Annotated in this window: 26 protein-coding genes and 1 tRNA gene; 13 read left to right on the plus strand and 14 right to left on the minus strand. The window is 68.4% G+C overall.

What is annotated here, in order from left to right; translation table 11 throughout:
• Positions 1-7: 7 nt before the first annotated feature.
• Positions 8-1,555 (minus strand): phytoene desaturase family protein, encoded by a 1,548-nt coding sequence (locus tag ACZ3HV_RS42325; protein WP_465693388.1) that lies wholly within the window; start codon positions 1,553-1,555, stop codon positions 8-10.
• Positions 1,552-2,214, minus strand: a complete 663-nt coding sequence (gene tenA / locus ACZ3HV_RS42330) for a thiaminase II (protein WP_360371869.1) — start codon at positions 2,212-2,214, stop codon at positions 1,552-1,554. Before tenA ends, ACZ3HV_RS42325 begins: the two co-directional genes overlap by 4 nt.
• Positions 2,215-2,306: 92 nt before the next feature.
• On the opposite strand from tenA, the gene ACZ3HV_RS42335 reads away from it, so the two are divergent.
• Positions 2,307-4,013: an aminotransferase class V-fold PLP-dependent enzyme gene (locus ACZ3HV_RS42335; protein ID WP_465693390.1), complete on the plus strand. Its 1,707-nt coding sequence runs from the start codon at positions 2,307-2,309 to the stop codon at positions 4,011-4,013.
• On the opposite strand, the gene ACZ3HV_RS42340 is transcribed toward ACZ3HV_RS42335, so the two are convergent.
• Positions 4,010-4,747, minus strand: a complete 738-nt coding sequence (locus ACZ3HV_RS42340) for a lipoate--protein ligase family protein (protein ID WP_465693391.1) — start codon at positions 4,745-4,747, stop codon at positions 4,010-4,012. The two genes, ACZ3HV_RS42335 and ACZ3HV_RS42340, sit on opposite strands and share 4 nt — an antisense overlap.
• A 35-nt stretch (positions 4,748-4,782) precedes the next feature.
• Between ACZ3HV_RS42340 and ACZ3HV_RS42345 the strand changes: the two genes are divergently transcribed.
• The gene (locus tag ACZ3HV_RS42345) at positions 4,783-5,466 is read left to right on the plus strand and encodes a DUF429 domain-containing protein (protein WP_465693392.1); all 684 of its coding nucleotides are present in this window, start codon (positions 4,783-4,785) and stop codon (positions 5,464-5,466) included.
• A 27-nt stretch (positions 5,467-5,493) separates the two neighbouring features.
• Here the strand turns inward: ACZ3HV_RS42345 and ACZ3HV_RS42350 are convergent, their stop codons facing one another.
• Together ACZ3HV_RS42350 and ACZ3HV_RS42355 are read right to left on the minus strand one after the other, a co-directional pair.
• The gene (locus ACZ3HV_RS42350; protein ID WP_465693394.1) at positions 5,494-6,597 is read right to left on the minus strand and encodes an ankyrin repeat domain-containing protein; all 1,104 of its coding nucleotides are present in this window, start codon (positions 6,595-6,597) and stop codon (positions 5,494-5,496) included.
• Positions 6,598-6,683: 86 nt separating this feature from the next.
• Positions 6,684-7,643 (minus strand): SMP-30/gluconolactonase/LRE family protein, encoded by a 960-nt coding sequence (locus tag ACZ3HV_RS42355; protein ID WP_465693395.1) that lies wholly within the window; start codon positions 7,641-7,643, stop codon positions 6,684-6,686.
• Between the two features lie 141 nt (positions 7,644-7,784).
• Between ACZ3HV_RS42355 and ACZ3HV_RS42360 the strand changes: the two genes are divergently transcribed.
• The 6 genes from ACZ3HV_RS42360 to ACZ3HV_RS42385 all read left to right on the plus strand — a co-directional run bounded on the left by ACZ3HV_RS42360 (position 7,785) and on the right by ACZ3HV_RS42385 (position 15,509).
• Positions 7,785-8,972, plus strand: a complete 1,188-nt coding sequence (locus tag ACZ3HV_RS42360; protein ID WP_465693396.1) for a sensor histidine kinase — start codon at positions 7,785-7,787, stop codon at positions 8,970-8,972.
• Entirely contained in the window at positions 8,969-9,589 is a 621-nt protein-coding gene (locus ACZ3HV_RS42365; protein WP_465693398.1) for a response regulator, read from the plus strand. The genes ACZ3HV_RS42360 and ACZ3HV_RS42365 overlap by 4 nt, the downstream gene beginning before the upstream one ends.
• A gap of 47 nt (positions 9,590-9,636) precedes the next feature.
• Positions 9,637-10,629 (plus strand): cation diffusion facilitator family transporter, encoded by a 993-nt coding sequence (locus tag ACZ3HV_RS42370; RefSeq protein ID WP_465693400.1) that lies wholly within the window; start codon positions 9,637-9,639, stop codon positions 10,627-10,629.
• A 127-nt stretch (positions 10,630-10,756) separates the two neighbouring features.
• Positions 10,757-12,661, plus strand: a complete 1,905-nt coding sequence (locus tag ACZ3HV_RS42375) for an MGH1-like glycoside hydrolase domain-containing protein (RefSeq protein WP_465693402.1) — start codon at positions 10,757-10,759, stop codon at positions 12,659-12,661.
• A complete protein-coding gene (locus ACZ3HV_RS42380) occupies positions 12,658-13,557 on the plus strand; it encodes a dihydrodipicolinate synthase family protein (protein WP_465693403.1) in 900 nt (299 codons plus the stop codon). The genes ACZ3HV_RS42375 and ACZ3HV_RS42380 overlap by 4 nt, the downstream gene beginning before the upstream one ends.
• Positions 13,554-15,509, plus strand: coding sequence for a golvesin C-terminal-like domain-containing protein (locus tag ACZ3HV_RS42385; protein WP_465693405.1), 1,956 nt, complete (start codon positions 13,554-13,556; stop codon positions 15,507-15,509). The genes ACZ3HV_RS42380 and ACZ3HV_RS42385 overlap by 4 nt, the downstream gene beginning before the upstream one ends.
• A 45-nt stretch (positions 15,510-15,554) precedes the next feature.
• On the opposite strand, the gene ACZ3HV_RS42390 is transcribed toward ACZ3HV_RS42385, so the two are convergent.
• The 5 genes from ACZ3HV_RS42390 to ACZ3HV_RS42410 form a co-directional block, all read right to left on the minus strand.
• The gene (locus ACZ3HV_RS42390; protein ID WP_465693407.1) at positions 15,555-16,346 is read right to left on the minus strand and encodes a hypothetical protein; all 792 of its coding nucleotides are present in this window, start codon (positions 16,344-16,346) and stop codon (positions 15,555-15,557) included.
• A gap of 15 nt (positions 16,347-16,361) precedes the next feature.
• The gene (locus ACZ3HV_RS42395; protein ID WP_465693408.1) at positions 16,362-16,850 is read right to left on the minus strand and encodes a SigE family RNA polymerase sigma factor; all 489 of its coding nucleotides are present in this window, start codon (positions 16,848-16,850) and stop codon (positions 16,362-16,364) included.
• 269 nt (positions 16,851-17,119) lie between these two features.
• Positions 17,120-17,195 (minus strand) — tRNA-His (locus tag ACZ3HV_RS42400).
• A 136-nt stretch (positions 17,196-17,331) separates the two neighbouring features.
• Complete coding sequence (gene orn / locus ACZ3HV_RS42405) at positions 17,332-17,949, minus strand: oligoribonuclease (protein ID WP_465693410.1); 618 nt, start codon at positions 17,947-17,949, stop codon at positions 17,332-17,334.
• A gap of 118 nt (positions 17,950-18,067) precedes the next feature.
• Positions 18,068-18,979, minus strand: a complete 912-nt coding sequence (locus tag ACZ3HV_RS42410; protein WP_465693412.1) for a class I SAM-dependent methyltransferase — start codon at positions 18,977-18,979, stop codon at positions 18,068-18,070.
• Positions 18,980-19,281: 302 nt separating this feature from the next.
• Between ACZ3HV_RS42410 and ACZ3HV_RS42415 the strand changes: the two genes are divergently transcribed.
• Genes ACZ3HV_RS42415 through ACZ3HV_RS42425 form a run of 3 tightly spaced genes read left to right on the plus strand, consistent with a single transcriptional unit; the run spans position 19,282 to position 21,121 of the window.
• The gene (locus ACZ3HV_RS42415; RefSeq protein ID WP_465693414.1) at positions 19,282-20,328 is read left to right on the plus strand and encodes an AAA family ATPase; all 1,047 of its coding nucleotides are present in this window, start codon (positions 19,282-19,284) and stop codon (positions 20,326-20,328) included.
• Positions 20,291-20,641 (plus strand): M23 family metallopeptidase, encoded by a 351-nt coding sequence (locus tag ACZ3HV_RS42420; protein WP_465693415.1) that lies wholly within the window; start codon positions 20,291-20,293, stop codon positions 20,639-20,641. The genes ACZ3HV_RS42415 and ACZ3HV_RS42420 overlap by 38 nt, the downstream gene beginning before the upstream one ends.
• A 3-nt stretch (positions 20,642-20,644) precedes the next feature.
• A complete protein-coding gene (locus ACZ3HV_RS42425) occupies positions 20,645-21,121 on the plus strand; it encodes a GNAT family N-acetyltransferase (protein WP_465693417.1) in 477 nt (158 codons plus the stop codon).
• Positions 21,122-21,169: 48 nt separating this feature from the next.
• Here ACZ3HV_RS42425 and ACZ3HV_RS42430 read toward each other — a convergent pair whose 3' ends face one another.
• Together ACZ3HV_RS42430 and ACZ3HV_RS42435 are read right to left on the minus strand one after the other, a co-directional pair.
• Positions 21,170-21,373, minus strand: coding sequence for a cold-shock protein (locus ACZ3HV_RS42430; RefSeq protein WP_132152442.1), 204 nt, complete (start codon positions 21,371-21,373; stop codon positions 21,170-21,172).
• A gap of 183 nt (positions 21,374-21,556) precedes the next feature.
• Positions 21,557-22,342: a hypothetical protein gene (locus tag ACZ3HV_RS42435; protein WP_465693419.1), complete on the minus strand. Its 786-nt coding sequence runs from the start codon at positions 22,340-22,342 to the stop codon at positions 21,557-21,559.
• Positions 22,343-22,371: 29 nt separating this feature from the next.
• On the opposite strand from ACZ3HV_RS42435, the gene ACZ3HV_RS42440 reads away from it, so the two are divergent.
• On the plus strand, positions 22,372-23,298 hold the full coding sequence (locus ACZ3HV_RS42440) for a sigma-70 family RNA polymerase sigma factor (protein WP_465693421.1): 927 nt from the start codon (positions 22,372-22,374) through the stop codon (positions 23,296-23,298).
• On the opposite strand, the gene ACZ3HV_RS42445 is transcribed toward ACZ3HV_RS42440, so the two are convergent.
• Positions 23,281-23,853 (minus strand): dihydrofolate reductase family protein, encoded by a 573-nt coding sequence (locus ACZ3HV_RS42445; RefSeq protein WP_465693422.1) that lies wholly within the window; start codon positions 23,851-23,853, stop codon positions 23,281-23,283. The genes ACZ3HV_RS42440 and ACZ3HV_RS42445 overlap by 18 nt on opposite strands.
• A 179-nt stretch (positions 23,854-24,032) precedes the next feature.
• Here ACZ3HV_RS42445 and ACZ3HV_RS42450 point away from each other — a divergent pair, with 179 nt between their 5' ends.
• Positions 24,033-25,049: a 2-dehydropantoate 2-reductase gene (locus tag ACZ3HV_RS42450; RefSeq protein WP_465693424.1), complete on the plus strand. Its 1,017-nt coding sequence runs from the start codon at positions 24,033-24,035 to the stop codon at positions 25,047-25,049.
• 74 nt (positions 25,050-25,123) lie between these two features.
• On the opposite strand, the gene ACZ3HV_RS42455 is transcribed toward ACZ3HV_RS42450, so the two are convergent.
• Positions 25,124-26,863, minus strand: coding sequence for a glycoside hydrolase family 35 protein (locus ACZ3HV_RS42455; RefSeq protein ID WP_465693425.1), 1,740 nt, complete (start codon positions 26,861-26,863; stop codon positions 25,124-25,126).
• Positions 26,864-26,951 lie beyond the last annotated feature (88 nt).

Consider the following 26,951-nt stretch of genomic DNA (forward strand, 5'->3'; position numbering starts at 1 on the left):
AAATCGGTTAGCGGGTGAGGATGGTCATGGCGGCGTTGTGGCCGCCGAGGCCGGAGACGGCGCCGCCGCGGCGGGCGCCGGAACCGCAGATCAGGAGGTTGGCGACGTCGGTCTCGGTGCCCCAGCGGCCGACATCGGTGTCGTCGGTGGCCCAGGGCCACTGGAGGTCGCCGTGGAAGATGTGGCCACCGGGCATGCCTACGGATTGCTCGATGTCGTACGGCGTCTTGGCCTCGACGCAGAGGTTCCCGTCGGCGTCGCGGGCGATGCAGTCCTCGAGCGGTTCGGCCAGGTAGGACTCCAAGCCGGCCAGCACCCGGCGGGCGGCTTCAGCGCGGGTGGCGTCGTTGTCGGAGGCAAACAAGCGGGCGGGGAAGTGGACGCCGAAGACGGTCAGCGTGTGGTGGCCGGAGGCAACCAAAGACGGCGACAGGATCGACGGGTCGGTGAGGGAGTGGCAGTAGACCTCCGAGGGAGGTACGGCGGGCAGCAGACCGGCGGCCGCGTCGACGTACGCCGACTCCAGCTGGCTGTAGTCCTCGTCGATGTGGAAGGTCCCGGCGAAGGCCCGCGCCGGATCGTCACCGGACTTCAACCTGGGCAGCCGGCGCAGCAGCAGGTTGATCTTCAGCTGCGACCCCTCAGGCCGTACGTCGGCCGGGCGGCCACGTAGAGCATCCAGCGTGGCCGGTGCGACGTTGGAGAGGACGTACGAGCAGTCGACCGACCGCTCACCATCGCCGCCCATCCAGGTGACCGACCCACGGACCCCGTCTGCTTCCACGGAGGTCACCGATGCGTTGGTGACCAGTGCGGCGCCGGCCCGGCGGGCTGCCTCGGCCAGGGCGTCCGTGACCGCGCCCATGCCGCCCACTGGTACCCGCCACTCACCCGTGCCGTTGCCGATCAGGTGGTACAGGAAGCACCGGTTCTGGATCAGTGACTCGTCGTGGAGGGATGCGAATGTACCGATGACGGAGTCGGTCGCGACCACGCCGCGGACAGTGTCGTCGGTGAAGCGTCGTTCGATGGTTTCGCCGAGGGGTCGTTCGATGAGCTCGTCCCAGAGCTCCGAATCGACAGATGAGCGCAGTGCGGCGGCGGACTGCAGAGGTTCGAGCAGTGTGGGCGCGATGGCGGCGGCAAGGGAGCCGACGGCACCATAGAAGGAGGTCCAAGCCGCATAGTCGGCATCGCCTCCGGTGAGTGCCTCGAACGACGCCCGGGTGGCAGCGCCCTCCGGTCGCTCGACCATCAGGCCCAGATCGCGTCCAGAGCGTCGTACCGGCGTGTACGACGCCACTGCGCGGGAGCGGAGGTCCAGCGACAGCCCGAGGTCGGCGACGACCTTGTCGGGCAGCAGGCTGACCAGGTACGAGTAGCGGGACAGGCGCGCGTCCACACCGGGGAACACCTGCTCGCTGACCGCTGCGCCGCCGGTGTGGGCCTGTTGCTCCAGTACGAGCGTGGACATCCCGGACTGGGCCAGATAGGTGGCGGCGACGAGGCCGTTGTGCCCGCCCCCGACGATCACGACGTCGTAGAAGTCCTTCATCCGACCGGCCAATCGAGCTTGTGGTACGCGGCGTCCCAGAACATCCATTCGTAGCGGCACGTCGTAGCGAAGTGCTGATGACAACGTTCCCGCTCCGACGCGCTCACGTCCAGTCCGTCCGTGACCGCGAGCACCGACTCCACCACCGCGTCGAACTCGTCCGAGCCGTACGTCTCGATCCACTCCCGGTAGAGCGGGTCCGGCGACGACCGCTTCAGCAGTTCGCGGCCGACGTCGCGGTAGATCCAGTAGCAGGGCAGTACGGCGGCCACAGCCTCGGCGTACGTGCCCGTGGCGCAGACCGCGGTCAGATAGGACATGTACGCCGTTGTCGTCGGCCCGGACCCGGCTGCGTCGACATCGGCCGGCGTCAAGCCCAAAGAGCCCAGCAGTGACGTGTGCAGCGACCGCTCGACCTCGATGGCGTTGGCGGCGTGCAGGGCGAACATGCGGACCGCGTCCTCGTCGACCGCGCGTGCGGCGACCAGAGTGAGCGCCCGCGAGTACGCCCGCAGGTAGTGACTGTCCTGGACGATGAAGTAACGGAACGCATCGTGGTCGAGCGTCCCGTCGGTCAGCCCGGTGATGAACGGGTGCTGGACGATCGCGTCGTACACCGGCGCCCCACCGCGGTCCCACAGCTCGCTGGAAAACGTCATCCCCACTCCTCGCCGTCGATTGGCACCGACCTTATCCACAGCTCGCGGCCACAGCACGCGACGAACGTCACTCGTCCGCTCTACTCTGGGGCATGAGGATCCAGGGGGAGATGCCGCCGGACACGCCGCTGCTGCGGCGAATCCGCGCGTCGGTGATCGGTGACGACCAGGTGATGCCCGGGCCGTACGGTCCGCGCCGGGTCACGTACGCGGACTACACCGCGTCCGGACGCGCGCTCACCTTCCTGGAGGACTTCATCCGCGAGGAAGTCCTCCCGCGGTACGCGAACACGCACACCGAGTCCAGCGGCACCGGCCTGCAGACCACCCGCCTGCGCGAGGACGCGCGCCGGATCATCCACCAGAGCGTCGGCGGCGACGACGCGACCGCGGTGATCTTCTGCGGGTCCGGTGCGACCGGTGCGATCGACAAGCTGATCGGCATCCTCGGTCTGCGCATCCCGGCCGAGCTGGACGACACCTACCACCTCACCGACCAGATCCCGCCGGACCAGCGCCCAGTCGTGTTCATCGGGCCGTACGAGCACCACTCCAACGAGCTCCCGTGGCGCGAGTCGATCGCCGACGTGGTCGTGATCAGCCAGGACCATGACGGCCACATCGACATCCCGCAGCTCGAGAAACGCCTGATCGAGTACGCCGATCGCCCCCTGAAGATCGGCTCGTTCTCGGCCGCCAGCAACGTCACCGGCATCGTCAGCAACACCCATCGGGTGTCGGCCCTGCTGCATCGGTACGGCGCTCTGTCGTTCTGGGACTGTGCCGCCGCGGCGCCGTACGTCGAGATCGAGATGTACGGCGACCCCGACGCAGACCCGCTGTCGTACAAGGACGCGATCTTCCTCAGTCCACACAAGCTCATCGGCGGACCGGGGACTCCCGGCGTACTGGTGGCCCGGCGGGAACTGCTCCGCAACCGGGTGCCCGACGTACCAGGTGGTGGGACTGTCGCGTACGTGAACCCGCTGGAGCACCGCTACCTCGACGACCCGGTGCACCGGGAGGAGGGCGGCACACCGGCGATCATCGGGTCGATCCGGGCCGGACTGGCGTTCCAGCTCAAGCAGGCGGTCGGGATCGATGTGATCCGTGCGCACGAGGACGCGTACCTGCGGCGTGCGGTCGAGGCGTGGAAGGACGAGCCGCACCTCCAGATCCTCGGCAATCTGGACTCCGAGCGGCTGTCGATCGTGTCGTTCGTGGTCAAGGCGCCGTCCGGGCGGTATCTGCACCACAACTTCGTCGTCGCGCTGCTGAACGACCTGTTCGGGATCCAGTCGCGGGGCGGGTGCTCGTGCGCGGGTCCGTACGGGCACACGCTGCTGGGGATCGACCTGGAGCGGTCGCACGAGTTCGCCGAGGAGATCCTGCACGGGTGCGAGGGGATCAAGCCCGGCTGGGTGCGGGTGAACTTCAACTACTTCATCTCGGAGGCCGTCTTCGCGTACGTCGTCGATGCCGTCAAGCTGGTCGCCCGTGACGGGTGGCGGCTGCTGGGCGACTACCGGTTCGACCCGGCGAACGGGCTGTGGCGGCACCATCGTGGCCCGGTCGAGCCGCCCATGCGCCTGTCGCAGGTCGGGTACGACGCCGACGGCAGGCTGAGGTATCCACGCCACGACCACACCGCGCCGGAGTCAGCCCTGCAGGACTACCTGGCGGAGGCGCGAGAGTTGCTGTCGACCTGCCAGGAGACCGGACCGGACGCCGAGGGACAGGTGAACGCGGACTTCGACCACCTCAGGTGGTTCGACCTGCCTTCTCGTTGCCTGTCTTAGTCGGCCCGGTGATCTCCGGCGAGCGACTGCGCCAGTGCGAGGGTCGCGTCGTCCAGTGGTTGCGGGTCGGTCGCGCCGTACGCGTCGAGGACTTGGTGCTCGACGGTTTCCACGGTCAGTCCGGGCACCTCCGTCGAGAGCGAGCCGACCGACACCGGGTCGAACGGCAGCTCGAGGTGCCGGTAGATGTCGGCCAGCATCGGTCGGAGACGCGCATCGTCGCCCACGACGACCAGTGCGCTGAACAACCAGCCGCTGGGTACGACGCGTTGCCCTGTGCCGACCAGTTTCACCACACCGCGCGCGTTGACGCTGTGGGCACCCGGACAGTACTCGCCAGGCACCGCTCCGACCCGCGCGTCGATCCCGAGGGTCTGGAGCACGTCGGCGTACAGCATCCCGTACTGCTTGAACCGAGTCTCCATACCGTCCGGTGCCAGCCGCTCGTGCTTGACGTGGTCCACCACCAACGCCTCGGTCGTGTACGCGACGGGTCGCCCACCCACTGCCCGCACCAGAGCCTCGAACCCAGCCGCCCGGGCCGCACCCACGGCCGCCCCGAACCCCGGAAGCCGCGTGTCCCGCCGACCGAACACCACCACCGGCGCGGCCGGCCGATAGACCCGCAGCGCCTCCTCCACCTCCCCGGCCGACACCCGCCGCACCAACGCGTGCCCGACAGCCAACTCGACGGCCTCGTCACCACCGTCCACACCGCCAGAGAAGACCCGCACCCGACAATCGTGTCATCAGACTTGCGGAGGAATGGATGGCAGGTACGCGGGTAGTGGGGGTCGACGCGTGTAAGAAGGGGTGGGTGGGGGTCGCTGACGACCTCAAGGCGTACTTCGGGACGACGATCGCGGAGTTGGTCGAGGCGGCCGAGGTGGATGGCGCGCCGGCCGTGCTGGGTGTGGACATTCCGATCGGGCTGCCGTCGGCGGGGTCGAGGCAGGCCGACGTACTGGCGCGACGGGTGGTGGGCCGGCGGGCGTCGTCGGTGTTCGCGACGCCGGTCAGGGAGGCGCTGATGGCGATCACGCACGCGGAGGCGTCGGCGTTGAACGTGCGGGCGACCGGGAAGGGTCTGAGCCAGCAGGCGTTCGCGTTGCGGAGGAAGGTCCTCGAGGTCGACGCCTGGCTGTCGAGCGCTCGGTGCGCGGTGATCGAGGTGCACCCGGAGGTCTGCTTCGCAACGATGGCCGGGCGGCCCTTGAGTCATCCGAAATCGACCTGGGCGGGCGGGGAAGAGCGCAGGCGACTGCTCGCGAGCGTTGGCCTGGGCCTCACCGGCGACATCGGTCCGGCGGGCGAGTTCGCGGCCGTTGACGATGTACTCGACGCGGCCGCAGTGGCGTGGACGGCCAGGCGGTACGCCGAGGGCCGGGCCGTCGCCTACCCCGACCCTCCCGAGGCACTCGGCGACGGGCCTCCGGCCGCGATCTGGGCCTAGCCGTCCTCCGAAGCACTCGATCTGGCCCTAGCGAGCTCCTGACTCGCGGAGGATTCTGGCGATCTCGTTGTAGCCGCGCTTCTCGGCGTGCCGGAGAGGGCTGACACCGTCGCCGTCGGGGTGGGATGGGTCGGCGCCGGCGGTCAGGAGGATGCGGACGATCTGCTGCCACGGCTCGGTGCCCTGGCCGAGGATGACGGCTTCCAGGAGCGCGGTCCAGCCGAGGTTGTTGACGTGGTTGACGTCGATGCCGGTCTGGACGACGCGGCGGACGTAGTCGACGTGACCGCGCTCGCTGGCCGGGATCACCGAGATGCCGCCGAAGCGGTTGCGCAGGGTGAGGTCGGGTTTCGCGGGGAGGAGGGTCTCGAGCATCGCGACGCTGCCGGTGACGCCGGTGACGAGCCAGGCCGAGTCATGGCGATCGTCCTGCGCGTCGGGGTCCGCGCCGAGTGCGACCAGCAGGCGGGCGACGTCGACGCGGTCGTTCAAGGACGCCAGCAGCAGGGCCGCACGGCGGTTGCCGTCGCGGGACTCGATCGGCGCATCGGCGGCCAGTGCGGCGGCAGCCTGGTTCGCGTCGCCGGAGGTGGCGGCCGAGAGCAGCGCAGCGGCCGGAGAGCTCGGCCGCTTGGTGGCGAGAACGGCTGCCACCTCGGTCTGGCCCATCGAGCGCGCCCCCTGCACCGGCGTGGTGCCATCGCGCTCAGCAGGTTTGTTGCGGTCCGCTCCGGCGGCGATCAGCAGCCGCACGGTGTCGACGTACTGCGGGGTGCCCTTGCCGAGCAGGACGGCCTCGTGCAGGGCGGTCCAGCCGAGATTGTTGACTTGGTCGACGGTCACCCCGGCCTGGAGCAGTCGGCCGACCACGGCCGCGTGACCACGCTCAGCGGCGCGGATCAGCGCCGTACCGTGGTAGCTGTCGAGGCTCCGGATGTCCGCGCCATGCTGCAGCGTGAGGTCGAGCAGGTCGAGGTAGCCCTCGCTGGCGGCGATCAGGAAGGCGCTCTGCACGGTGTCGTCGACCGCGTTCACGTCCGCGCCCTTGGTGATCAGACTGCGGGCTTCGGCGACGTCGTTCTTCCAGGCGGCGGCGATCAGCTGCTGATCGAGCGTGCTGACTGTCGACACGGCGGTAGTCCTCTGCGGTGGTGGGCTCTCAGTGGTCGTGCAGGCTGCCGTCAGCAGGATGACGGCAGCCACTGTCATGGCGCGGATCATTGGCGCGGCGGCGTCAGGGTGATGACCTGGTACGGCGGGAGCGCGGTCGGCTCGTCGAACTTGCTGTCGACGAGCAGCAGTCTGCCCTGCGCGAGCTTCGCGGTGGTGAGCACCCGGTCCGGGTCGGTGGAGATCGCTGAGACGAGTCGCGCCGTACGGCCGTCGCCGGACAGCTGCAGCGTGGTCAGCACGCGGGAGAAGTTCCGGACCACCCAGAGCCGTTGGCCGTCCTGCACGAGACCGTCGGCGTTGACCAGGTCCGCAGTACCGGTGTCGACGGCCGAAACCACGCCGGTGCGCAGCGAGAACCGCCAGAGTTTGCCGACGTTGCCCTGGGCCACGACCAGTGCGCTCCGGTCCGGGGACAGGACGATTCCGCCGAGGTTGAAGCCGGTCTGGGTCGGGATCGTCGCGGTGGCGTCCGCCCAGGTCCGGATGGTCCAGCGGCCGTGCTGCTGGGCGACCCGGAAGACCTGCGGAGCGTTCGAGTTGGTTACGTACGCCGCGCCGTCCGGCCCGATCACGAGGTCGTTCAGGAACGCGTTCGGTACGCCGGTCCGCAGCGCCGCGAGCAGCCGTCCGTCACGGTCGTAGACCCACAGGTCCGGCGCACCGGGGTGATCGATGCCGTTCGGACCACCAGCGACGTACACCCGGCCGTGCGCGTCGACGGTGACGCCACGGGCGGTCCAGCGGTTGTCGGTGCCGTCGCCGGGCAGCCACTCGGTTGCGGTCGCGGACCGCAGTTGGCCGCGGTGGATCTCGCCGCCGGTGGTCTCCGAGACGTAGTACCGCTGCGTGCGGGCGTCGTACCCGATGCCCTCGAACTTCGACCCGCCGGTATCGCCGGGTAGCTCATATGAACTGGGCCGGGCGGACGCGGTGGATACGCCGGCGCCGACGCTGACCAGGGCAACGGACAGTGCCAGAGTCGCGGACAGGGAGCGGACTGACATGAGGACCTCTCATCACTCGAACGGGTGGACTGCCTCCAGCCTGGTCCGCTGCGCAGGCCCACACGACGGGTGTTCGGCCACCATCGGATAGCCGAACGGATGATTCGGAAGCCGGTCCGCCGGGCCTACCATCGGCAGGACATGACCACTTCACTCGCCGGAGATCGAGAGCGCACACCGGCCGCGATCCTCGGCCATGCCAACGGGCTGGTGACGGCGCTGCACGCGGCGTTCGTCGTCCTGGTGATCGCCTCCGCGGTCCGGTACCTGACCGGCCACGGGTTCGACGACCGGGCGCCCTGGGTGCTTGCGGGCGCTCTGGTGCTGCTGGCGACGTACGCCGCACACCGAGTGCTGCCTGGAGCAGTGTGGCTCGGGTTGCTGGTGGTCGTGTGGTTCGGGCTGGTTTTGCTGGCGCCTTCGTTCGCGTGGTGCGCCGTACCGCTGTCGTTCGTGGCGCTGCGCGTACTGCCGTTCTGGCCGGCCTGTGTGGTCGTTGCGGGCATGGTGATCACCACAGTGGTCCAGTGGACCCGGATGGCTGACCGGCTGGACCCGACGATCGTGCTGGGTCCTGTGTGCATCGCCGTACTCGCGGTTGGGGCCTATCGGGCTCTGGAGCGGGACGCACTGGCGCGGCAGGCGCTGCTGGACGACCTGCACGCGGCTCAGGGTGATCTGGCCGATGCGCAGCACCAGGCCGGCGCACTGGCCGAACGGGCGCGGTTGTCGCGGGAGATCCATGACAGCGTGGCTCAGGGACTCTCCAGCATCAATCTGCTCCTCCAAGCCGCTGAACGGGAGTGGGACGACCGCCCCGCCGCGGCACGCGAGCATGCGGCCCAGGCGGCCGCGACGGCTCGGGACGGGTTGGATGAGGTACGGCGGGTGGTCCGAGACCTGGCGCCCGCGGAATTGGCCGTCTCCGGGGCTCCTGCGTTGCCGGACGCGCTCCGGCAGACCTGTGAGCGGCTTGCGGCGCACAGCAGTGTGGAGGTCCGGGTCCAGGTGCACGGTACGCCGGTGTCGCTCGGTCCGGAGGTTGAAACCGCCCTGCTGCGTACTGCCCGGGGTGCACTGGCCAATGTGCTCGAACATGCCGCTGCCAGCACCGCTGTGGTCACACTGACCTACCAGCCGGACGCTGTCGTCCTCGATGTCCGAGACGACGGCCGCGGTCTGCTTCAGCAACCCATGGATCCCGACCGCGGGCGAGGACTGGCGGGTATCCGTGATCGCCTGAAGCAGCTCGGCGGAACGCTGGTGCTGGAAAGTGAACCAGGAGAGGGAACGGCGTTGGCGGCATCAATACCGTTGGAACGCTCATGATCCGGGTTGCGCTGGTCGACGACCATCCCGTGGTGCGGGCCGGGATGCGCGCGCTGGTTGAAGGTCAGGACGACCTGTCCGTCGTGGGCGAGGCGTCGGACGCGCACAGCGCCGAGCAGCTCGTCGCCGCGGTCCGGCCCGACGTCGTACTGATGGACCTCAACCTCGGCGCAGGCCCGGGCGGTGCCGAGGTGACCGGGCGCCTGCGGGCACTTCCGGAACCACCTCACGTCCTGGTTCTGACGACGTACGACACCGAGGCGGACATCCTGAGCGCGATCGACGCCGGCGCTTCCGGGTATCTGCTGAAGGACGCGCCGCCGGAGGATCTGTTCCGGGCGATCCGCGGCACCGTGCGGGGTGAGACGGTCCTGGCCCCGGCCGTCGCGGCCCGACTCGTACGGCGGTCCGGTCCGCTCCTCACCGAGCGGGAGGTCGAGATCCTCGGCCTGCTCGCGACCGGTCAGTCGAATCGGGAGCTGGCCCGTCGCCTGTTCGTCAGCGAGGCGACGGTCAAGTCCCATCTCTCGCACATCTACACCAAGCTCGAAGTCGAGACCCGTGCCGCGGCCGTCGCCCGGGCCATCGAGCAACGCATCATCCGCCCACCCGGCTGAGCGCCGGGTTCCCGGGAGCAGCGGGGTGCGGGGCTTAGGGTCGGGCTGTGAGCAGCTCGGAGCAGGACGCGGCGGGAGGCGAGAGCTTCTTCACCGTGCTCGTCGCCCTCACTGCCAACCTGCTGATCGCGGTGGCGAAGACGGTGGTCGCGGTGATCACCGGCTCGGCATCGATGGCGGCGGAGTCCGCGCACTCCTGGGCCGACACCGGCAACGAGATCTTCCTGCTCGTCGGTGAGCGCCGGGGTCGCAAGCCGGCCGACCAGACCCATCCGCTCGGGTACGGGCGGGTGGGCTACATCTGGTCGATGTTCGCCGCGTTCGGATTGTTCACCGTCGGCGCGGCCGTGTCGGTCTGGCACGGGATCCAGTCGCTGCAGCGCGGGGAGACCGAAACCGCGTCCTACTCGTGGGCGTACGCCGTACTCGCGATCTCGTTCGTCCTGGAAGGGATCTCGTTCACGCAGGCGCTGCGGCAGACGAAGGCCGGCGCGCTGGAACGGATGCTGCGGCCGTGGCGTTATGTACGGCTCACGTCGAACCCGGTCCTGCGGGCGGTGTTCGTCGAGGACCTGTCGGCGTTGATCGGGATCGTGATCGCGGCGGTGGCGATCCTGCTGCACGAACTGACCGGCAACGCGGTCTGGGACGCGATCGGGTCGATCGTGGTCGGTGTGCTGCTCGGTTGCGTCGCGCTGTTCCTGATCAGCCGGAACATGGACTTCCTGACGGGTGAGGCGGTCACGCCGCTGGCCCGCAACCGCGCGCTGCGGGCGCTGCTCGACCACGCGGACATCGAAAGGGTCAGCTTCCTGCACATGGAGTGGGTCGGCGCCGACAAGATCTTCCTGGTCGCCGCGGTCGACCTGGCCGGCAACGACCCCGAGTCCGTAGTCGCCGCCCGTCTGAACGGACTCGAGGACGCCCTCAACACTCGCCCCGAGATCGTCCAGGCGGTGCTGACCCTCAGCCGCCCCGGCGACACCACCAGCCTGCACCCCGACGAACTACCTCACTGGTACGTCGAACCCCCTGCCTGAACCCGCTTCTGCGCGGAGAGCGTCCGGACCTGCCTCCGTACGACGCGACACTCGAATAATTCGTATTACCACGAGATTTGGTGCGAGGCTGTCTGCCACCAGACGGAGCCGAGTATCCGAGGGAACGATGACGAACGAGAGTGAAGCGGCCTACGAACGGATCCAGGAGCAGGTGGCCCGCGGGTGGAACACCTGGGACACACGCAGCGTGCTCACGCAGGTGCTGCTGCCGGAGGCACTGGGCTTGTCCTTCGGCCTGAAGGAGTACTACCGGGGTACGTCGTTGCGGACGGTGCAGATCGGGCGGCGGACCGAGGGCGCCGAGACCGTGACGCTCGGCCGGCACGCGTACGACGGCAGTTACACGGAGACCACAGTGAGCTGGGCCGGCATCACGATCCGGGTCCAGACCGCGCATGCCGGAGACGACCTGGTGGCGCTGGTGACGCCAACGGCCAACCAGCAGAAGAGCGGATTGTTGACAATCGCCGTCAACTACTTGTGGAACCGTCCGGGGATCGTCAGCCGGGAGCCGGACCACCTCCGTGCCACGCCCGGCTCCGCACTCCCAACCCCAGGCGCCTCGCCGCGATCCACCGTTGTCGACGGGAGGATTGTCGACATCTTTGCGACCGCACCACAGGTCGACGATCCGTATGTCGACATCGATGGGCCGTACCTGGCGCTGGAGTTGAGCGGCGCGGTGGGCGTCAGTACCGGGCGGGCTCGCAGTCTGGCCGAGATTGCGGAGATCGTGGCCGCGGCGTCGGCGGAGATCGGGGCGGCTGGGTCGGATCCGATCGCGCAGCATCACGAGATCGTCCGGGACGCGATCTCCTGGAACACCATCTACGAACCGTCCAAGTCTCGCGTGATCACCGGCGTGAGCCGATTGTGGAATGTCGGCAAACGCGGCGGGTACGCGCTGTTCTGCTGGGACGCGTTCTTCAACGCCCTGATCGCAGCCCCGAAGAGCAAGGAGGTCGCCTACCTCAACGCGGTCGAGATGCTCCGCGCGATCACCCCCGACGGCTTCGTGCCGAACGTCGAGCAGGGCACCGGCCGGAAGACGTACGACGGTTCGCAGCCGCCGATCGGATCTTTGACAATCCTCGAGTTGTACCGCCGGTTCGGTGAGCAGTGGTTCCTCGAGGAGACGTTCGACGCGCTGCTGTCCTGGAACCGCTGGTGGTGGCGAGTCCGCCGGGACGGCGAGCTGCTCTGCACGGGGTCGACGTACTTCGATCCGGAGTTCCCGTCGCCACAGGACATCCCGCGGATCCACCAGCACTTCGGGGCGACCTGTGAGAGCGGCTGGGACGGGCATCCGGTGTTCGACGACGTGCCGTTCGACCAGACCAAGAGTCTGCTCGCCGCGCACGACGTCGGGATGAACAGCCTGTACGCCGCCGATTGCGAGGCACTGGCCGAGATCGCCGAGATCCTCGGTCAAGCGGACGCGGTGACGGAACTGCGGGAGCGGCACGAGACCGTCGTCCGGGCGATGGGGACCTTGTGGGACGAGCCGAGCGGGATCTACCGCAGCCGGCGGACCGACACCGGATTGCCGACAGAACGATTGTCGACAATGAGCTTCTACCCGTTACTGGCTGGGCTTGGCGGCGGCGAGCGTACGGCGCGGATGGTGGCCGAGCACCTGATTGCCGAGGACGGGTTCGGCGGCGAGTGGATCCTGCCGACGTCGCCGCGGCACGAGCCGATCGAGCTGAAGGAGACCAGCTACTGGGAGGGCCGGGCCTGGCCACCGGTGAACTTCCTGGTCTACCTGGGGTTGCTGCGCGCCGGTGAGAAGGAGACGGCGGCGTGGCTGGCTGAGGGGAGTTCGCGGTTGGTGCTGAAGGAGTGGAACCAGCACCGGCACGTGCACGAGAACTACTCGAGCGTGCACGGTGGCGCCTGCGACAAGCCGAACAGCGAGCCATTCCAGACCTGGGGCGCACTGCTGAGCCTGATCGCCCTGATGGACCACGGCGAAGTAGCTCTCTTCGACGACAAGAGGTGGCGCTCATGACCGGGGCCGCTGGTCTGCTGAGTGGTGTGGTGGTGCCGTTGGTGACTCCGATGTCGGCGCCTGGGGTGCCGTCGACGGAGGCTGGAGAGCCGTTGCTGGCGGCGATGGCTTCGGTGGGCGTGCGGCGATTGATGTTGCTCGGCAGCAACGGCGAAGGACCGCTGATCCCGGCCGAAGAATCTGGCGACTTCGTGACCGGCGTGGTGAAGCGATGGCGCGAACTCGTGCCCGCCGGGACGATCCTGGTCAACGTCACAGCACCGGGTACGGCGGAAGCGGAACGGCGAGCCGACGACGCGGCCGCGGCCGGCGCCGACGCGATCGTGTCGAGTCCACCGACCTTCTTCAAGCACCGCGACGACGAGGTCGTCGCGCACTTCGCCGCACTGGGTCGTCACGGTCTGCCGGTGGTCGCCTACAACACTCCTCGCTCCACATTGTTGACAAAAGCGGCTGCCGACGCGCTCGTCGCCATGCCACACATGGCCGGCGTCAAGGACTCCTCGGGCGACCCGGACATGCTCCGCTACCTGCTCTCGATCGCGCGCCCCGGCTTCGAGGTCAGTCAGGGCGACGAGACACAATTGGCCGACGCACTCCGCGCCGGAGCCCACGGAATCACTCCAGGCATCGCCAACCTGGCCCCCGGACTCGCTCTCGAGATGGTTGCCCCCGGCGCCGATCTCGACCGGCTCCAGGAGCTCTCGACCGCCCTGACCAGGATCCACGCGGTACGTCCCGGCGTACCGACCGTCAAGGCGCTGCTGAATGCACGGGGCCTCTGCCCAACGCACTGCGCACCACCCCTCGCGCCCTGTACGCCGGACGAGCTGCGACAGCTCGCCGACGTCGTGGCACCTCTGGAAGCCCACCTCATCCCTGGGAGCGCGTCATGAGCGACGGACTGATCGGCCGGCGGACCTTCACCGTGGGACTGGGAGTGGCCGCGGGAGCCGCAGTCACGGGCATCACGCCGGCGTACGCGGGTCATGGCCCCGGGCAACCGTCGTACGACGAGAAGACCTTGTGGGACGCGTCATCCGGGCCATTGGCCAACTACCACGTCCACGGGCTGATGGTGTTGCCGGATGACACCATCCTGGCGTTCAGCGAGGGACGTCACGAGGTGTGCGACGCGGGACCGCGTGACCTGCTGCTGCGCCGCAGTACCGACAAAGGCGAGACCTGGAGCGAGTCGCAGGTCGTGGTGACGTCAGTCGACGGCCAGTCGTGGGGCAACCCGGCACTCGTGTGTGATCGGCACACCGGCGAGGTGTTCCTGTTCTACAACCTGTCCGGCCGCTTGCCCGAGAACACGAGCTGCTCCGGCGATACCGGCGTGCTGTACGTCGTCTCCAGCACGGATGGCGGTGTGACGTGGGGAGAGCCGAGGGTGCTCGACCTGTTCGACCACTTCGGGTACGACTGGGCGCTGCACTCGCCCGGACCCGGCCACGGCATCCAGCTCGACAACGGCCGGCTGCTGATGAATGTCGCGCACCGGCGGGTCATCGTCGGCAACAGCGTGGCAGAGCGGATGTACGGCGTCGCATCCGTGTACAGCGACGACCACGGGCGGACGTGGCAGAGCACTGGCGCCGTACCGGTGTCGGTCGACTATCCGATCAATGAGGCCCGGTTGGTACAGCGTGATGACGGCACTGTGCTCATCAACGGACGGTACGCCGCCGGTGGGAACAGGCAACGGATCACCTCGGTCAGCAAGGACCGTGGGCTGACCTGGTCGGCGCCGACGATGGACGGCGGTACGGGGACGTTCAACGCCGTCGATGCGGGCATGCTCGGCTACACGCGCGGGCGGATCCTGTTCAGCCGACCGGATGCACCGGTCCGCTACAACATGACCGTGTCGATCAGCTACGACGACGCACAGACCTTCCGCTACAGCCGAGTGATCAACCCGAATCGGTCGTACTACTCCGACCTGGCGAGGCTGTCCGACGGGACGATCGTGCTGATCTACGGCTGTGACGGCGACATCGCGAGCTTCCCGCTGCGGGTGAACATCTGCCGCTTCAACCTCGAGTGGCTGACGCACGGCCGGGACAGTCTCGCGAAGGGTCCACGCCTGAAGACGAAGTCCTACAAGCTAGCTGGAGATCGCCTCGAGTATCACGTCACGGCGCCCGGCCCTGGCGAGTACGAGCTCTGGCTGCGCTACTACCGATCTACCGACGGCGGACTGGTCTCCGTGACGGTCGATGGCCTGAAACCACGCAACAACCTCATAGACACGACATCCGAGACCGCCAACGGGTACGACGTACTCCTGCTCGGCACTGTGCGACTCAGAGCTGGACAGCACGTGGTCCGGTTCGCGCCGGCCGGTGCGGGGCGTGGTGGTGGCCAGAGCATCTCGCTTGATCAGTTGACGTTGACACAGGCACCTGCTGCTCCGGACGTGTCCGAGACCATCACTGTGGACAACGGTGCGCTCGGCTACACGGTCGTCTCGGGCACATGGCCGTCAGGCACCGGTGTGGCGGGGTACTACAGCGGCAACTACGCCTCGCACGCACCGGGCGACGGGAGCTCGCGGGTCCGCTGGCAGCCCTGCCTTCCGGCGGATGGTCGTTACGAAGTGCAGGTCTCGTACACCGCCGCGTCCAACCGGTCCAAGGCCGCGCCGTACGTCGTCAACCACGCGGACGGCTCCAGCACAGTCCCTGTCGATCAGACCGTTCGCGGTACACCCGACGTACGCGGAGGGGAGTGGGTGACGCTGGGCACCTACCACTTCACCGGCGGCCTGACCGGAACTGTGGAGCTGACCGATACCGCCGACGGCTACGCGGTGGCGGACGCGGTGCGCTTCATCCGCCGCTGAGCTGCGAGAGGCCCGGCTACCCGTGCGGTAGCCGGGCCTCAGCGCTTACTTGGTGGGCTTGATCTTCGACGACGGCGGAACCACCTTGCCGGACGGCTTCACGACGTTGGCCGGCGGGAACTTCCAGGTCTTGCTCTTCGCCATCGTGGTGAGCTCGGCCACCGTGAACAACGGCTTCTGGCGAGTGTGGCGCTGCCCCTTCTCGGCGGGCGCGTTGTAGCTGGTCATGCTGATGAAGCGACCGTCGGGGTAGGAGATCTCGACGTGGTTGCTGGTGACGCCGTCCTTGTTCCGGTTACCCGGGTACTCCGGCTGCTCGGTCAGGGTGAACAGTTTCGAACCGTCGGGGTTGGTGATGCAGTTCGCCGCGGAGGACTCGCACAGGCCCTGAACGCCGCCACCGGCGACCAGTACGTCGACGCGGGAGGCGCCCTTGCCGTCGTTGACGACGTACGCCGCTGCCGCGAAGCCCTCCTCGGACGTGCCCCACGTTTCGGGCTGCGAGAGAGTGCGGCCTGGTGCCTTGACGAAGGACTTGAGCCTTTCCAGCGTCTGCTGCGGAGTCACGTGGCTCGGTTTGGCCGCCGGCGTCGGTTTCGCCAACGGGATCGGCGTACTGGCGACTGCTGTGTTCGACGGACTGCCGAGCAGCTGGACACCGCCGGCGATGAGGCCCACGGTGGCGAGTATGGCCCCGGCGCCGGTGAGGCTGAGCACCGTCGTACGGCGGCGGCGCAGCCGGAGGCCCTGCTGGACACTGCGTTCGAGCAGGTCCGGAGTGATCGGCTCGAGGTTCTCGGTGGCCCGCTGCATGAGGTCGGTGAGTTGGGTGTTCATGGATGCTCCTCGGGTTCAGTGCACGATCAGCTGGGCGGCGCCGTCGCCGAGGACCGCACGGAGGCGGTCGAGGGCTCGGGCGGTGCGGGTGGTGATCGCGCTGGCGTTCTTGCCGAGATCGAGCGCGACCTGCTCGACGCTGCGATCTTCGAAGAACCGCAGCACCAGCACGGCACGATCCAGCGGCGCCAACTCGGCCAGGGCGCTCTGCAGCGCCAGCCGCAACTCGGGGTCGCCGGCCCGTTCGGCCCGCTCCGGCAGATCCGCCGTCGGCCGCTCGGACCAGCTCTTACGCCGGCGCTGCGAGACGAACGTCCGCACCAGCGCGGTCCGCGCGTACGCCGTCGGGGTGTCGATCCGGTGCCAGGTCCGCAGCAGGTTCGCCAGCGTCTCCTGGACCAGATCTTCGGCGTGATGCCGATCACCCGTCAGCAGCCACGCGGTCCGGTAGAGCTGCGGTATCCGCGCCCGCGCAAACTCCTCGAAGTCTTCAGTCGATCTCATCGCAGCCTTTCGGTCGATGCCTCTGCCTCAAGAGACGCATCGACCGCCCCGTCAGATCACACCCGACTCAGAAGACTTTCGACAACACCCAGACGGCGAACGCCAGAGACCCCACCACGAACGTGACGGCCAGCACTACGCCGTACCCGAACCACAAGCTCCCGGAAGACTTCACCCGCACATCCTGCCAGCCGGACGGAGATCGCGGTCGCACAAAATGGCGAAGGCGACCCGGTTCGCGTTTCCGCGGACGCAGGTCGCCTTCGCCTTGGGGTGAGTGACGGGACTCGAACCCGCGACCACCTGGACCACAACCAGGTGCTCTACCAGCTGAGCTACACCCACCATTGCCGCCCCGACTGCGACGGCTGAGCAATCATAGCGACGAACCCCCAGGACCAGAAATCGGCCCTCCCATGCGCCCCAGCAGAACCTGGTTGGGGCGTTGGGAGGGGTAGGGGTAGGACCAGAAATCGGCCCTCTACGGGGCTGGTTCAGGGGTGTTTGGGGTGGCGATGAGGGTGGCGGCGGCTCGGGCGGTGTCGGAGTCGGGGCCGGGCTGGGGGACGAAGACGGTTTGGCGGTAGTAGCGGAGTTCTTCGATGCTCTCCCTGATGTCGGCCAGGGCGCGGTGGTTGCCGGTCTTGGCCGGGGTCGCGTAGTAGACGCGCGGGTACCAGCGCCGGACGAGCTCCTTGATCGAGCTGACGTCGACGTTGCGGTAGTGCAGGTGCGCCTCGACCCGCGGCATGTCGCGGACCAGGAAGGTCCGGTCGGTGCCGACCGAGTTCCCGGCGAGGGCGGCCTTGCGCGGCTCCTTCACGTACCCGGAGATGAACTCGAGCACCTGCTGCTCAGCGTCGGCGAGCGCGATGCCGTGCTCGAGCTCGGCGAGCAGGCCGGATCCGGTGTGCATGTCGCGGACGAAGTCACCCATCTGCTCCAGGGCGCCCGGTGGCGGCGCGATCACCAGGTCGATCCCTTCGCCGAGCACGTTGAGCTCATAGTCGGTGACCAGAACCGCTACCTCGATCAAGGCGTCCGCCGCCAGGTCGAGGCCGGTCATCTCGCAGTCGATCCACACCAGCCGGTCGTTCATGGGCACCCACCTTACGGCGACCCGCCGACACCAGGGCGACCGCCGGTCCTAAGCTCGGCGTGGCGCTCATCTCAGCACGCCGTACGACGGGGTGTGTACGGCGTGCTGCCGACCGTGTTCAGCGGGGTGCGTGACCGAGGTGGATGCTGCGGACGGACAGTACGGCGAGATCGGTACGGCGGCCGAGGTAGTGCGGCCCGTCAGGGTCCAGGAGCTGCTGCCAAGCGGCCAGGTCGTCAGCGCTCAACCAGTCGGCGTCCGCCGGAACATCATGCCCATGCCCATGCCCGTGTCCGTGGCCCGTCTCGGACGAAGTGCCAGTGAGGCGCTCGACCCTGAAGCGGAACCCGGAGACGAGGTGCTCCAGGCGCTCCGCCGAGAGCGGAGGCGCGGTTTCGGTGAGGATGCTCCGCGTGGTCACGTCGGTCAACCCGGCCCGGGTGAGAGCGTCGGTCCACCCGTAAGGCATGGGCACAGACCCCGGCAGCGATTCGCGCATCACCTTGAACCACTGATCCTGGGCAAGGTCCAGCCGCAGCTCCAGCCCCGGCTCGCCGACCCCGAGATCCCACGGCAGACTCCGCGCCGGCAGACCACCCTCGGCCAACGCCAACCGCCCACCCGGTGCCAACAGCGACGCCAGCGCGTCAACGGCAGCCTGCTGGTCGCCGGCGTGGTGCACCGAGGCCGACGCCCAGATGAGGTCCGCCGGCGCGTCGATTGCCTTGCGCAACGGCTCCGCCCCGTCGTCCATCGAAGCCAACTCACACCGAACCGCCCCGCCGGTGTGCTGCCTCGCCTGCTCCAGTACATCGGGATCCGCGTCGATCGCGACAACCGTCGCTCCGGCCGGCAGTGCGTCCGCCAACGCCTTGGCCATCCCACCGCCACCGCAGCCCACGTCGACAGCCACCTGATCGGCATCCCGGACCAGGCTGGTGGCAACCGTCCTGTTCCAGTCCGCCTCACCCTCCGCCGATGCCCGGAGCCGCCCAGCCTCTTCCGCCCACTCGATCTCAATCTCCACCATGCCGCCAGTCTGAGCCCACCCGCGACCAACCCCCACATGCTGTTGCCAATCCAGCAACCCGGATCCTGGCGTACCTAAGAACAGGAGGTGGTCGCCCTCATCCCGCACGCTCCCGCGTGAACACCCCGCCGAAGACCCACTACCTCCTGTCCTTAGGTACGCAGTCCCGCCACATCCGGGCGGTTACCCCAGGTCAGCCGGGAGATTTGCAGGATCAACCGGGAGATCAGCGCCAGCACGGTTGCGATCGGCCTGTCGGGGGTGCCGTCCTGTTCGGGGATCTGGGGAGGGGGTGCGGGCCGGTGGAATCCGTGACGGGGACGGTGGGGCGGCCTCGGCTGGGGGCGTTGCTGGACGAGGGAGTGCAGCGGCGGCTGCTGACGGTCGTGGCGGACGCCGGCTTCGGCAAGTCCACGCTGCTCAGTTCGTGGGCCACCGACAAGCCATGCGCGTGGCACACCATGCGAGCCGAGGACGGCTCGCTGGCCGCCATGGTGTCCGCACTGGTCACAGCCCTGCGCCGCCAGGTCCCCGCGCTCGAGACCGTCCCCGCCGAACTCCAGAGCCCGCGCGGTCCGGACGCCGACGCCGAGCAGCAGACCCGAGCCCTCGCGTACGCCGCCCTTCTGGCCGACGCATTAGCCGACAACCTCGACGACGACCTGATCCTCGTCCTCGACGACCTGCACGAGCTCGACCCCGCAGCACCCGCCACCACACTGATCGAAGGCCTGGTACGCACGGCGCCACCGAGCCTGCACCTGGTCGTGGCGTCCCGCAGTCCCATGCCGTTCGGCATCGACCGGCTCCGCGGCCGTGGTCAGGTGCTGGAGATCGACGCCACCGCTCTGGCGTTCACAGTCCCCGAGACCCTCGCCGTACTGGAGAAGGTGCTGGGCGACGGCACCGAGGACCTGGCGGCCGAGCTGGCCGCACTGGCACGCCAAGCCGTTGCCTATGGCCCCGTACTGGGGCTCTCTGGCGCACTGGTCGCCCTGGGGTGGGTCACCCTGCACGCCGGCAACCAGACCGAGGCCGCCGCGACAGCGGAGGAGGCCGCCGCACTCTGCCGGAAGCGCCGCGACCGCGCGGGCCTGGCCGACGCACTGGAGCTGTACTCCGCCGCAGGTGGTGGTGAAGTCCTCCACGAGGTCTTGAACATTCGTAGCGGGCTAGGCGACCAACTCGGCGAGGCGCGCGCTCAGCTGATGCTTGCCCGCCGCACTGAAGGCCCGGAAGGCCGGGGCGCCCTATCCGGCCGTCCCGGCGCGGCTTTAAGGCTGTCTGAAGGTGCCGCCCCAGCATCTGAACATGGCAGCGCCGGTGCACAACCCAGAGGTGGTCCGTGAGTTCGAAATAGCGGGTCATTCCGGTCGCGACTACCGCACCGAACCCGGTACGCCGATCAGAGCGACTCTGGCCGGTGTGGTGGTCCAGATCGAGTCCGATCGGGTCATGGTCGAGTCGAACGCGATCTGGCACCTGTACGGCGGCCTGTCCGAGCTCGTGGTCAGCCAGGGGGCGACCGTGGAGACGGGGGACCGGCTCGGTGTCGCTGCCGATTCACACCTGCACTACGAGGAGCGGGTGGCGCCGTACGACGCCGGTGCCCACCGCAGTCCGCAGTTCGATCTGCACACCGACGCCCGACGCTACGGTTGAGCCGTGATCACGCCCTTCCACACGGCCCGTCTGAGCATGCTGCCGCTGCAGATCGAGTACGCCGGGGAGATGACGAACGTACTGTCTGACCCCGACCTCTACACCTTCACCGGTGGCGAACCGCCGAGTGTGGACACGCTCGAAGCCCGCTACCGCCGACAGCTCGCCGGTCCGGCCCGGCCTGAAGAGCACTGGCTCAACTGGGTGATCCAGCACGACGACGAGCTGGTCGGCTACGTGCAAGCGACAGTTACCGACAGTACGGCGGAAGTCGCCTGGGTGATCGGCACGGACTGGCAGGGCCACGGCTACGCGAAAGAGGCCGCACAGGGTCTCGTCACCTGGCTGGGTGCCCAGGGCATCGAGCGGATCATCGCCCACGTCCACCCGGACCACGCCGCCTCGGCTGCAGTCACTGCGGCCGCCGGACTCACCCGCACTGACGAGGTGGACGACGGCGAGTACCTCTGGACCACATGACAACAGGCCCGGCCGAAACGGCCGGGCCTGTTGTTATGTCTGTGGGGTTCAGACCGGGCGAACGTTCTCCGCCTGCAGGCCCTTCGGGCCCTGGGCGACGTCGAACTCGACCTTCTGGTTCTCGTCCAGGGAGCGGAAGCCGTCCGTCGCGATCGCCGAGTAGTGCACGAACACGTCGGCGCCGCCGCCGTCCTGGGTGATGAAGCCGAAGCCCTTTTCGCCGTTGAACCACTTCACTGTTCCGCTGGCCATGATCTGCTCCTTCTGTGGGGCCTACGAGTCCGGCGGGCGCCGGTCCCGGGTTGCCGCAACGAGCCCTCCCAGATCGGACCAACGGTCCTGATATGAGAAAAACGCCCAGCGGATTACAATCCGCGGGCGCTTCGAAACGAACGTGGAACTGCAAAACTGCAACCGCCGATGACCCTAGCACGGTCAGCCAACCATCAACCACTCATCGCCACGCCGCGCGTCGTACTGGTCCGGCGTAGCGGGCCAACTGGCGGTGCAGCCTGACCGGCCGCACTCACACGCGAACGGGTACGGCGGCAGCTCGGCCAACCCGATGTCCGCCTGCCACAGCCGACCCTGCCGGCACGCGGTCAGGTTCTCGTACCGACGCTGCCGTTGTAGCTCCCCGCCGGCCGCAAGCCCCGGCGCCGTACCCAGCGTTTCCTCGACAGCCCCGGTGATCGCGGCCCAGTCCGGAATAGCCGGCACTTCGATGACGGTCCGCCCGCGCTCCGCCGCCTCACGCCGTACGAGGTCCGCCAGTAGGGCGTCCCGCGCGAGCAACGCCTCCAGTCGAGCGCGGCCCTCCGGATCCTCCGCCCGGGTCAGCCGCTCCTCACGGGCCCGCCGGGTCTGCTCCGCGTCCGGCACCAACCACACCGCCGCAGACACCTCATCAGCCATGGACGGGAACAGCTGCGGCCCCTCCACCAGCGCAGGTACGTCGCCCAGCCCGCGTGCACGGATATCCGCGGTCACCAGCTCCAACCGCGTCCGCGCGATCCGGGCGAAGGCATCTGCCGCAAACGCCGGCCCCTCCGCCAAGTCCTCGGCCAAGGACCGCCCTGGTGGCATCCGCGCGGCGTGGTCGTAGGTCCACAGGTCGATCGGGTGCAGTGGCAGGTCGGTCCGTCGCGCCAGGTCGCGCGCGATCGTCGACTTGCCCGCACCGGGGGCTCCACCGATCCACACCATCGCCGGCCAGCTCATCTGCCCCATCCTGCCAACACAATGGGTTCGTGACGTTCGAGACGCGGACAGCGCCGTACCGCCGGGAGTTGCTCCAGCACTGCTACCGCATGTCCGGATCGATCCAGGACGCGGAGGATCTGCTCCAGGAGACGCTCGTCCGTGCGTGGCGTGCCTTCGACCGGTATGACGAGAGTCGCGCGTCACTGCGCACGTGGCTCTACCGGATTGCCACGAACACCTGCCTGAACGAGTTGGAGAGCCGCAGCCGTCGCCCACTGCCGTCCGGGCTGGTTGCCCGCGGTGAGGATCCGCGAGCACCACTGGTCCGCGGTGAGGAAGTCCTGTGGCTGCAGCCGTTCCCCACTGACCCGGCAGCGATCGTCGGTGAGCGCGGCAGTCTCCGGCTGGCGTTGATCGCAGCACTCCAGTTCCTCCCCGCCAAACAGCGTGCCGTCCTGATCCTGCGTGAAGTGCTGGACTGGTCCGCCGCCGAGATCGCGGCTCAGCTCGAGCTGACTCCGGCCGCGGTCAACAGTGCCCTGCAACGCGCCCGGGCGAAGCTGGCTGAGACCGGACTTGCCGAGGACGACGTCCTCGAACCCGACGATCCCCGCAGCGTGGCGATTGTCGACAAGTACATCGTCGCCTTCGAGAAGGCGGACGTAGCTGCGTTCGCCGAGCTGCTCACCGCCGACGTCACGCTCGAGATGCCGCCGTTCTACAACTGGTACTCCGGTCGCGAAGACCACCTGTCGTTCGTGGAGGGCGTGTTCGCACGGCGGGGCACGGACTGGAGGGTGTTCCCGATCGCGGCGAACGGCCAGGCCGGGATCGCGGTCTACCGCGGCGATGGTGAGGTGCATCGGCTGCACACTCTGCACGTGTTCACCATCACCACGGCCGGCATCAGCCACAACCGCGTCTTCCAGGACGACGCCGTCTTCGCGGCCTTCGGACTAGCCCTGACCCTCTGACCTCCGGTACGTCGCCAGGACAGTCGGGCCGACCTGGTCCATCGAGACCAGCTCCAGGTGGACCGGCGTACCCGAGGCTGGGAACAACCGCTCGCCCGCGCCGAGGATCGACGGAAACGTCATCAGGCGGTACTCGTCGACCAGGCCGGAGGTCTGCAGTGCCCGTACGACGCTCAGACTGCCGACCACGACCACATCGCGGGACTCGCGCTCGGTCCGAACCGCGTCGGCGACCTCACCCTCGATCAGGGTCGAATTCGCCCACGCGTCCACATCGGTCAGCGAGTGAGAGGCGACCAGCTTGCGGATTTTGGTCATCCGCACCGAGAAATCGTCCGTCCGGCTCGGCATCCGTTGTCCGAGTAGCTCCCAGGTCGAGCGGCCGAGTACGACGGTCCCGGTGTCGAGGATCGAACCCAGCCGGAACTTGTCGCCGCCGACGAGTTCCGGTCCGAACCGCCAGGCCCAGCCGCCGCCCGGCGTACCGGCCGATCCGTCCGGGTCGGTGATGATGCCGTCGAGGCTGACGAACGAGACGACGATGACGCGGCCCATGGCTCCTGCTCCTTCGGTCAAGTGACTCATGCCGGTACATACCGACGGGCCGGTCCCGATTCATCGCTCGCACCGAACCTTTTTTGGCGAGCGCTTACCGCAGAGTGTGATCTTGACCGCATTTGGGCTCCCGCCTACTGTATCCCGTATACCAAGCCTGCTTGGAAGGCGGTACATTCATGAAGGTTGCTGTTCTCGGCGCCGGGGCGATCGGCGCGTACGTCGGCGCCGCGCTGCACCGCGGCGGGACCGAGGTCCATCTGATCGCCCGCGGCGCACACCTGGACGCGATCCGCTCGAACGGTGTGAAGGTGCTCAGCCCACGCGGCGATTTCGACGCCCGCACGCCGGCAACCGACGATCCGACCGCGGTCGGACCGGTCGACTATGTCTTCCTCGGGCTCAAGGCGAACTCGTACGCGAGCGCCGGCCCGTTGATCTCGCCGCTCCTGCACGAACGCACCGTGGTCGTGGCCGCGCAGAACGGCATTCCCTGGTGGTACTTCCATGGGTTGAAGGGTCCGTACGAGGGGCGCCGGATCGAGTCCGTCGACCCGGGCGGTTCGGTGACCGAGGTGCTGTCACTCGAGCGAGCCGTGGGGTGTGTCGTCTACTGCTCGACGGAGCTCGAGGGGCCTGGCGTCGTACGCCACCTGGAAGGCACTCGCTTCTCGATCGGTGAACCGGTGGGCGGGCGGTCGGAGCGCTGCGATGCGTTCAGTGCGGTGATGATCGCCGGTGGGCTGAAGTGCCCGGTCGAGGCGGACATCCGCAACGACATCTGGATCAAGCTGCTCGGCAACGCCGCCTTCAACCCGATCAGCGCGCTGGCCCGGGCCACGATGGTGGAGATCGCCACGCACCAGGGCACCCGCGCGATGGTCCGGCTGATGATGGAGGAGTCGCTGGAGATCGCCGCCGCGGTCGGGTGTCATCCGGAGATCTCGGTCGACAAGCGGATCAACGGTGCCGAACGGGTCGGCGAGCACAAGACCTCGATGCTTCAGGACCTCGAGAAGGACAAGCCGCTCGAGCTCGACGTCATCCTCGCCGCGGTCGTCGAGCTCGCCGACCTCACCGGCACCAAGGCCCCGACCCTCCGTGCGGTCCACGCCGTCGCCGACCTCCTCGCCACCAAAGTCGGCGCCGCCCCGACACCAGCTGCCAGCCCGACCGCAGCCGCCGCGGGGTCTTGAGCCGGGTGGGTCCGGCTACAGCGACGCCGGACCCACCTGTTCCACCTACGCCAGGCCGGACCCACCTGTTCCGTCTACAGCTCGAGCGGCCCCAGCGACGGTCCGGCGACGAAGTGCGCGACCGGGTCGACCAGCACCTCGAGCTCCAGGAGGACGAGCTCGTTGTGCCCCGGCCGCAGCACCGGACCCGGCACGTACAGCGTCTCTTGCGGCCCCCGGCGCGAGTACCGCCCGAGGTTGAATCCGTTCACCCAGGCAAACCCTTTGCCCCAGGCAACGGTTGACAGAAAGTGATCCACCGGCTCGTCAACCTCGAACGACGCTCGCCAAGCCGTAGGTCCAACACCGGGAGCATCAGTTGTCGGACCCATGGAGTCCCACAACCGCGGCACGTCGTCCAGATCGATCACACACGCCGACCAGTCCGTGAGCTCGACCGAGCCGAGCCGGACCGGACCGGTCAAACCCTTCGGCTCACCGATCCGCCGTCCGTAGTTCACTCGCCCCTGGTCCTCGACCACGATCTCGAGCTGCCCACCCCGTGGCAGCATCAGCGCCCGGTCGTGCCGTTCCCGATCGAGCACCCCGACCGGCGCGCCATCCAGAAACACGTAGGCCCGGTCCCGCACCTCGCCCACACTCAGCAGCGCCGGATCCTCGCCCGGCACCTCGGTCCGGAACAGCACCAGCCGCGCGTCCAGCTCGTCGAGGGTCGGGATCCTCGAATGTTCGGTCCACGAACCCCAAGGACCAGCCAGCAACCGGAGCGGCGATCCCAGCGCCGCGGAAGTCTCCGGCGCGCGCGGCCCCGACGCCGGGACAGCGTCGGGGACGGGTGCGTACCGGGAGATCACCTCCCGGAAGGCGTGGAACTTCTCCGTCGGGTTCCCCGCCTCGTCCAGCGGGGCGTCATAGTCGTACGACGTGATCGTCGGCCGGTAGACGCCCTTGTCGTTGGCCCCACTCGTCAGCCCGAAGTTCGTGCCGCCGTGGAGCATGTAGATGTTGACCGACGCACCGGCCGCCAGCAACGCGTCCAACTCCGCCGCAGTTTCGGCCACGCTGGTCGTGTGGTGCGGTCCACCCCAGTGGTCGAACCACCCGTCCCAGAACTCCATGCACATCAACGGCCCAGTGGGCTGATGCTGCCGCAACGTCGCCAGCCGTTCGGGAGCTCGTGACCCGAACGACCCGGTCCGCAGTACGCCGTCCAGCCCGCCGGCCGCAAGCATCGCGTCAACGGGTTGGTCCACGGTCACCAGTGGCACCGTGATCCCGGCGTTCCGGATGATCTCGGCGACCGACTTCAGATAGGTCTGGTCGTCCCCGAACGCGCCGTACTCGTTCTCGACCTGGACCAGCAGCACCGGGCCGCCCCGATCCACCTGCAGCGGAGCGACGATCCGCAGTACGTCGAACAGATACTCCTGCACCGCGGCCATGAACCGCGGTTCGTACCGGCGGACTCCCATGTCCGGCTCCCGGAAGAGCCAGGCCGGGAGCCCGCCGTTGTCCCACTCCGCGCAGATGTACGGGCCGGGGCGGACGATCGCGTACAGGCCGGCCTCGGCCACCTCCCGCAGGAAGCGCTCGAGATCGAGCATCCCGGACGTGTCGAAGGCGCCCGGGCGCGGGCTGTGCGCGTTCCACGGCACGTACGTCTCGATGGTGTTGAGTCCCATCAGGCGGGCCTTCTCGATCCGGTCGGCCCAGCTGTCCGGGTGCACCCGGAAGTAGTGCAGTGCCCCGGACAGGATCCGGAAGGGCCGACCGTCGAGAAGGAAATCAGACTCACCAACCATAAAGGTGGTCACTAGGGCACCATCCTTGCTGTGGGCACCGATACGGTGCCTGCTGTTGGGACTCGGCGGCAGCCGGGGTGACGGTCTGAGTTGGTCGCTC

It is taken from the genome of Kribbella sp. NPDC020701, from assembly GCF_055562215.1.